Consider the following 2,440-nt stretch of genomic DNA (forward strand, 5'->3'; position numbering starts at 1 on the left):
GTAAGCGTCCGGCGAACCCGACCTGACGATTCTAGCTTTGCTGCTCTATCGTACGTGTAGTTTTATCTGCATGGACTTTGATGATGATAGAAAGCCAAGGACGGCGCTGGAGTGACGATGAGAAGCGCGCGGTTTGCCGAGAAGCCGTTGAAGGAAGCGATCCGGTTGCGCATGTGGCCAAGCGACATGGCATAAGAAAAGCGCGGCTTTATTACTGGCTGAAAGACCCTCGTTTCAATCCCGCTCTTGAAGAGATGGCGGCAGAACCAACAAAGGCTGGGTTTATCTCTGTCAGCGTGGATGCAGAAGAAGCCCCTCAACCAATACCGGTGAATAGCGAAGTCTCTTCAAATCAAGCAGAGCCACTATGCCTTGGGATCCGCCTTGCGGGCGGGCATCAGGTTTTCTTGAGCGGTGCTGTGAGTGCTGATGTGATTGCCCAGGTTCTGCGGGAGTTGCGAGCATGATCCCTGTTCCCAGCAATACGCGGGTTTGGCTGGCAGCTGGCGTGACGGACATGCGCCGGGGCTTCAATACACTTGCCGCTCAAACAGAGCAGGTTCTGGCGGAAGACCCGTATTCAGGTCACCTGTTCGTGTTTCGCGGCCGCAGAGGTGATCTTTTAAAGATAATTTGGTGGGATAGCCAGGGAGCTTGCCTGTTCACCAAACGCCTTGAGAAGGGGCGCTTCATATGGCCTGCAGCGAAGGAAGGTAAAGCCCATATTTCTGCAGCTCAACTGTCGATGCTGCTCGAAGGGATCGACTGGCGAACGCCGGTGAAGACATGGACACCTCTGACATCCGGATAGGCTAATGGTTGCAGTGTCTTAAGCTGATTTTGACTTACTCTAACGGGGGAATTCCTGTATAAAATCAGCATGCTCAACGACCTCGACATCGCCTCAGAAGACCCAGCTGAACTAAAAGCCGTCAACAAGCTTCTGGCGGAGGAAGTGAAGGCTTTGAGTTTGAAGGTCGAGCAACTCCAACACCAGCTGCATGGGGCCAATCGGCACCGGTTTGGCTCCAAGTCAGAGACGCTTGATCAGCTCCACCTCAATCTAGCTGAAGACAAAGAGATTGCCGAGGCCGCCGAGGAGCAGCGTGATCCTGCTCCTTCAGCAGACAAAAGCCCAAAGCGCCAACACAGCCGCAAACCATTGCCGGATAATCTGGAGCGCAATGATACGGTTCTTGTTCCCGGCGATAGCTGCCAGCGGTGCGGTGGTAGCTTCAAGCAGCTTGGCGAAGACATCACCGAAGAGCTTGAATATGTACCGGGTCGTTTTGTGGTGAACCGGATCCGCCGACCACGCTTGTCGTGTTCCTGCTGCGAGAAAGTCGTTCAATCGCCGCTGCCATCCAGACCAATCGAACGCGGGCGTCCCGGGCCGGGGCTGCTCGCTCATGTACTGGTATCGAAGTTTTGTGATCATCTGCCGTTGTACCGGCAATCGCAGATTTTTGGTCGTGAGGGCATCGATCTGGACCGCTCCACCTTGAGTGACTGGGTTGGCCGCTCGACCGCTTTGCTGGAACCACTGGCTGATGCTATTGGCCGAATGGTTCGGCAAGGCAACGCAGTCTTTGCTGATGATACACCGGTCAAGCTTCAGGCACCGGGCAACAAGAAGACAAAAACCGCTCGTATTTGGGCCTATGTGAGAGATGAACGAGCTTGGGTAGGGCAATCACCGCCTCTGGCGTGGTACCAGTTCACTGTAGATCGCAAGGGCGAGCACCCGCAAGGACACCTGAGCGGCTATAAAGGCTGGATCCATGCCGATGGCTATGCGGGCTTCAAAGCTTTGTTTGGCCATGACAAAGCAGCAGAAATGGCCTGTATGGCGCATATCCGGCGCAAGTTCGTTGATGTTCACGCATCGCAAGGCTCAAGTATAGCTGGCGAAGCCATCCAGCGGATTGCAAAACTCTATAAGGTCGAGAAACAGGCACGCGGCAAGCCGCCGCCGGAGCGGGTGCGACAGAGGCAGGAACAGGCCAAACCTGTCTTCGATGATCTGGAAGACTGGCTCCATTCGCAGCTTGCAAGAATATCCGGCAAGTCAGCATTGGCCGGAGCAATCCGCTATGCCCTCACGCGCCTACCCAAAGCGCGCACCTATCTGGACAATGGCTCTCTGGAGCTGGACAACAATTGTGCCGAGCGGGCAATGAAGCCTGTGGCTCTTGGAAGAAAAAATTATCTCTTCATGGGCTCGGAAGGGGGCGGAAAAGCAGCGGCAATCGCCTATACCCTCATCGAAACCGCCAAGCTCAACAGTGTGGATCCCCAAGCCTGGCTCTCGTGGGTTCTGGCTCAAATCGCTGATCACAAGATCACCCGCCTCAACGATCTCATGCCGTGGTGTTACGCTGCTAAGCCAGCGTAACAGGGCCTATTTCCGTTTTGTAGGTCGGGTTCGCCGGACGCACAC

At 55.1% G+C, this 2,440-nt stretch carries 3 protein-coding genes; all 3 read left to right on the plus strand.

From position 1 onward, the window contains the following. Positions 1-83 precede the first annotated feature (83 nt). Positions 84-467: a transposase gene (locus tag PsAD5_RS14300; RefSeq protein ID WP_057461556.1), complete on the plus strand. Its 384-nt coding sequence runs from the start codon at positions 84-86 to the stop codon at positions 465-467. Continuing rightward, positions 464-811 (plus strand): IS66 family insertion sequence element accessory protein TnpB, encoded by a 348-nt coding sequence (gene tnpB / locus PsAD5_RS14305; protein WP_057461557.1) that lies wholly within the window; start codon positions 464-466, stop codon positions 809-811. The genes PsAD5_RS14300 and tnpB overlap by 4 nt, the downstream gene beginning before the upstream one ends. 69 nt (positions 812-880) lie before the next feature. Next, complete coding sequence (gene tnpC / locus PsAD5_RS14310) at positions 881-2,395, plus strand: IS66 family transposase (RefSeq protein WP_063292616.1); 1,515 nt, start codon at positions 881-883, stop codon at positions 2,393-2,395. Positions 2,396-2,440 lie beyond the last annotated feature (45 nt).

Source organism: Pseudovibrio sp. Ad5, assembly GCF_001623095.1.
Lineage (GTDB): Bacteria > Pseudomonadota > Alphaproteobacteria > Rhizobiales > Stappiaceae > Pseudovibrio.

Coding starts and splice junctions, on each gene's coding strand:
- PsAD5_RS14300 (WP_057461556.1), top strand. CDS start 84: ATGATAGAAAGCCAAGGACGGCGCTGGAGTGACGATGAGAAGCGCGCG.
- tnpB (WP_057461557.1), top strand. CDS start 464: ATGATCCCTGTTCCCAGCAATACGCGGGTTTGGCTGGCAGCTGGCGTG.
- tnpC (WP_063292616.1), top strand. CDS start 881: ATGCTCAACGACCTCGACATCGCCTCAGAAGACCCAGCTGAACTAAAA.